The 4,431-nt window shown below is 47.3% G+C and carries 3 protein-coding genes; 2 read left to right on the top strand and 1 reads right to left on the bottom strand.

What is annotated here, in order from left to right; translation table 11 throughout:
• Both Q0502_RS11120 and Q0502_RS11115 read left to right on the top strand, forming a co-directional pair.
• On the top strand, window positions 1–2,354 hold a 2,354-nt coding region (locus Q0502_RS11120; RefSeq protein WP_298650727.1), incomplete at its 5' end, for an SLBB domain-containing protein.
• A gap of 7 nt (window positions 2,355–2,361) precedes the next feature.
• Complete coding sequence (locus Q0502_RS11115) at window positions 2,362–3,510, top strand: Wzz/FepE/Etk N-terminal domain-containing protein (protein WP_298650725.1); 1,149 nt, start codon at window positions 2,362–2,364, stop codon at window positions 3,508–3,510.
• Between the two features lie 697 nt (window positions 3,511–4,207).
• On the opposite strand, the gene Q0502_RS11110 is transcribed toward Q0502_RS11115, so the two are convergent.
• Window positions 4,208–4,431: DUF6266 family protein (locus tag Q0502_RS11110; protein ID WP_298650723.1), on the bottom strand; the 224-nt coding region annotated here is incomplete at its 5' end.

The raw sequence follows: 4,431 nt of genomic DNA, 5'->3' as shown, positions 1-4,431 counted from the left end.
TTACTACACTGTTAACCCTCTTTTTTTTGTTCGTCTCCACCGCACTGTTCGCGCAGATGAGCGACCAGCAAGTGGTCCAGGAGTTGTTGAAATACCAGAATTCGGGCATGACGGAACAGCAGGTATTCCTCGAGTTGAGCAAAAAAGGCGTTACGACCACCCAACTGCAACGTATCCGAAAACAGTACGAAGAACAGCAAAACGCCACCCATACAGGGGTAGAATCCAACTACGACCCTCAGGGAAACACGTTTCGCGATACATCCGAAGTGCCGGTCATTACCTCGCGGACCCCACAAACAACACCTGAAGAACGGGTATATGGACAAAATTTCTTTTCATCGGGGAACCTGACCTTTGCTCCCAACATGAACATGCCTACCCCTGCCAATTACGTACTGGGTCCGGGTGACGAGGTCATTATCGACGTATGGGGTGACTCGGAACTGAACGTTCGGTATACCGTTGCCCCCGACGGTCACATTACGGTGCCCGGGCTGGGACGCGTCCAACTCAGCGGGTTAAGCGTAAAACAGGCCGAGTCTAAAATTAAGAGCGAATTTTCCACCATCTATTCCGATCTGGGGTCAAACACGCCCCGCACGTTCTTGGGCGTTTCCGTGGGAAACGTGCGGACGATCAAGGTAAACGTGATGGGCGAAGTGGTTACGCCCGGCACTTATACTCTCTCCTCCTTCGCTTCGGTATTCCACGCCCTGTATGTATCGGGCGGCCCCAACAAAATTGGGAGCTTGCGTAACATCCGGCTCTTCCGCAACGGAGAAATCGCTGCAACGGTGGACCTCTACGAGTACCTGATGAAAGGAAATAACACGGGCGACATCACGTTACGCGACGGCGATATCGTGAAAGTGGAACCTTACGGCATCCTGGCCCAGATTACCGGCGAAGTGAAACGCCCCATGTGGTACGAGATTCGCCCATCGGAGACACTTCAGGACCTTGTCCAGTTCGCGGGTGGGTTCAGCGGTAATGCCTACCGGGCAAACGTTTCATTGTTGAGGAAAGGAAGCAGCGAGATGGAAGCGCACACCCTAAACGAACCCGATTATGCGCACTTCAACCTGAAAGACGGGGACCAGGTAACCGTAGGAAATATTCTGGACCAATACACCAACATGGTGGAAATCTCCGGAGCAGTTTACCGCCCCGGCAAATACGCCATCGGGGACCAGATCAAAACGGTGAGCGACTTGGTTTCGGTGGCTCAGGGAATAACAGGTGACGCCTATGTTCACCGCGCATTGTTATACCGACAGCAGGAAAACCTGAAACAAACCATGCAGTCGTTCGACCTGGACGCGCTGTTGAGCAACCGAATACCCGATATTCCACTGCAAAAGAACGACCGCCTTCACATACCCTCCATCTTCTCCATCGAAGACAGCCTCACCGTATATATAGGCGGGGAGGTCCGCGTACCCGGTAATTATCCCTATGCGGAAAATATGCACCTCGAAGATGTTATCCTTCGAGCTGGAGGATTGCGGGAGTCGGCCTCCACGGCTCAGATCGACGTGTACCGGCGACTCAAGAATCCCAGTAGCACCTCGTTATCCCCCCAAACGGGAGAAGCTTTCCGCTTTTCGCTGCTCGAAGGAAAGATTGTCGCCAACGACCCTTCGTTTGTCCTCCAACCTTTCGATCAAGTGATGGTTCGCCGCTCCCCGGGATACGAGATGCAACAGAACATAACTATCCGCGGGGAGGTCCTGTTTGACGGCCAATATGCCAAGGTAAAAAAAGACGAGCGCTTGTCCTCGTTTATCCGAAGGGCTGGGGGATTAACACAATACGCGTACGCCAGAGGAGCCCGCTTGTCCCGCCAACTGAGCGAAGCCGAAAGGAAAAGGACCCATGACGCCCTCCTGGCTAGGGCAACCGCCGAGGGCGACTCCACCTATATCGAGAATATGGACTTTAGCACACAATATATCGGGATTGATCTGGAAAAAGCAATAAAAAAACCGGGAAGCGATGATGATATTATCCTGCGCCAGGGAGACGAACTGTATGTGCCCCAATACGAAGGCACGGTGAAAATTTCTGGTGGGGTGCTATATCCGAATACGGTTACCTACAACAAGCGGATGAGTTTGGACAGTTATGTACGTCAGGCAGGCGGGTATTCGCGACTGGCTATGAAAAACAAATCGTTCGTCGTTTATATGAACGGAAAGGTGGCTAGCGGCCGGTGGGCCAGAATAGAACCCGGCTGCGAGATTATCGTTCCCGAAAAACCGGAGCGGGAACCCATGTCGCTGCAAGGTATACTGGGGATTTCTACTAGCCTCGCGTCCATAGCCTTGCTAATTTCTAATTTGGTAAAATAGGGTGAATATGGAAGAAAAAACAACTATACCTACTCCCGGTTCGGATGAGATCGATTTAAAAGATCTTATCATTCAACTCTGGAAAAAACGAAAGTTTATATTGATAGTAACCGGTATCTTTCTCCTGGCGGGAATCTTTGTTGCTTTCACATCCCCTGTTTCCTATACAGCAAGCTGCACGGTTGTGCCCCAGACCAGTCAAAAAGGAGGAAGCAACTTGGGCGGCCTGGCCTCCATGATGGGAATAAACCTTGGCTCTGCCATGTCGGGAGAAACTCTTTCACCTACGGTTTATCCTCATATTGTAAAAAGTGCTCCCTTTTGTAAGGAAATTATGGATACCCCCATAATTGTAAAGAAATCACCTGTTCCTATTACTCTGTACGAATATTATACCGATAAAAAGTATCAAAACAAAAGTATTCTGAATGGCATAAAGAAATATACTCTCGGACTACCTGGAACTATCTTTTTAGCCATGCGTCCCAATAAAATAGATGATAATGCTACGGTACACACCGATACTTTGACTGGAAAAATAATTACACTCTCAGCAGAGGAGAAAAAAGTATATGATGTGATTAACACCAATATTCAGTTTGAAAGTAACCCCAAAGACGGATATATAAAGTTGGGATATACATTTCCCGAGCCCGAAGCTGTTGCCGTTATTTCACAGCAACTTTACAATGTACTGGAACGTTATGTGAAAAATTTTAAAGCGGAAAAAGAACTGGACAATTTAAAATTTGTAGAATCAAGTTATCAGGAAGCACGTAAAGACTTCTTGCAAAAACAAGCTAACTTAGCTGCCTTTCAAGATGCCAACCGTGGTCTAGCAACTGCTATGGCACGTACTACCGAACGACGGCTAAGCAATGAGTATGATATCGCTTTTACCGTCTATAATGAGTTGGCAAAACAACTAGAACAAGCCAAGCTTTCAGTTAAGCAATCAACCCCTGTGCTTACCGTTATCGATCCAGTAGTAGTGCCTCAAGAAAAAAGCGCCCCAAAAAGGAGCATGATCATGGCAACATTTTTAATGTTGGGATTAATAGCAAGCATCGGATGGGTATTGGTAAAACCGTTCATTGATAATATCGCGCAGGAAGTGAATATAAGGGACGTAGTACAGAAGTCAGATGTCAGATGACACACGGTCAAAAGAACCTTTTTTAGAGATGCAGGCATCTGCTAGGTACAAGTTGTAAACTTGCTCCTACGAAGGGGGTTACGGCTACAGGAAAAAGAAAAAAACAGAGGTGTTATAAATTACATATGAAGGATTTGAGTATAAAGCACTACTTGTCCCGAACGCTTTCGGGAAGTTACAAACTTGCGAACGGGGGTATGCAGATGACACAGATACAACAGATATGCACGGTTTTTTGATTTACTTTAAAATTTATCAGCGAGAATCTGCCAGATCCGTGTTATCAGTGTGCTATTTATGTTATAAAAACAATCCCGCCCAGGCTTTCACACATGGGCGGGTATTGCTCCAAAGAGAAGGCGATGCAAGGTTCAATTGTACCTGTCCTTTTGCTTTTACCGTCGAAACTACAACTGTAAAAGTACAACATACATGTTGTCGGAATTTACATTCCGGCTTTTGGCCTAAAGATACATCCAGCAATGCACGGCTTTACCTTCTTATACGACAGGCATTTCCAATGTTGCTGTTCCGGTCTGCCGCGTAGCACCCCCCCTTCGTACAGGAAACTAAATTCACCGTATCATCTTCAGCGGCCTTAAATCCTACGACTTCATCAATAAACAACTATTACACAGCCACTTACCTCCTCCACAGCAAAAGCCTGATGCACCCCGGGGAGCGTACCCGTAGCTACTTATATGAGACTAAAGTTGAGTGTAAAATCGGGGAATTCTCCTTCAATAGGGTTTTTCAGCGTATTGCTTACTACCATTTGCCGGGCATCCGACGATAAATAGCCTTTCTTAAGCACATCACCCAAAGGTGCCAATCCATTGTTTGCCAAACCAAACTCCAGGCGTTGTTCCTGCTGCTTGGGAGTGTTGGGATTAACAAGTTTCTTATGAAGCCTCAAAAAAT

Origin of the sequence: uncultured Proteiniphilum sp., from assembly GCF_937873925.1 — a bacterium.
GTDB lineage: Bacteria > Bacteroidota > Bacteroidia > Bacteroidales > Dysgonomonadaceae > Proteiniphilum.
The sequence above is the reverse complement of the archived record's forward strand: the minus strand, read 5'-3'. Positions and strand labels throughout refer to the sequence as shown.

Bases quoted from the DNA above. Each gene is read 5' to 3' on its own strand.
- Q0502_RS11115 (WP_298650725.1), top strand. From the start codon at position 2,362: ATGGAAGAAAAAACAACTATACCTACTCCCGGTTCGGATGAGATCGAT.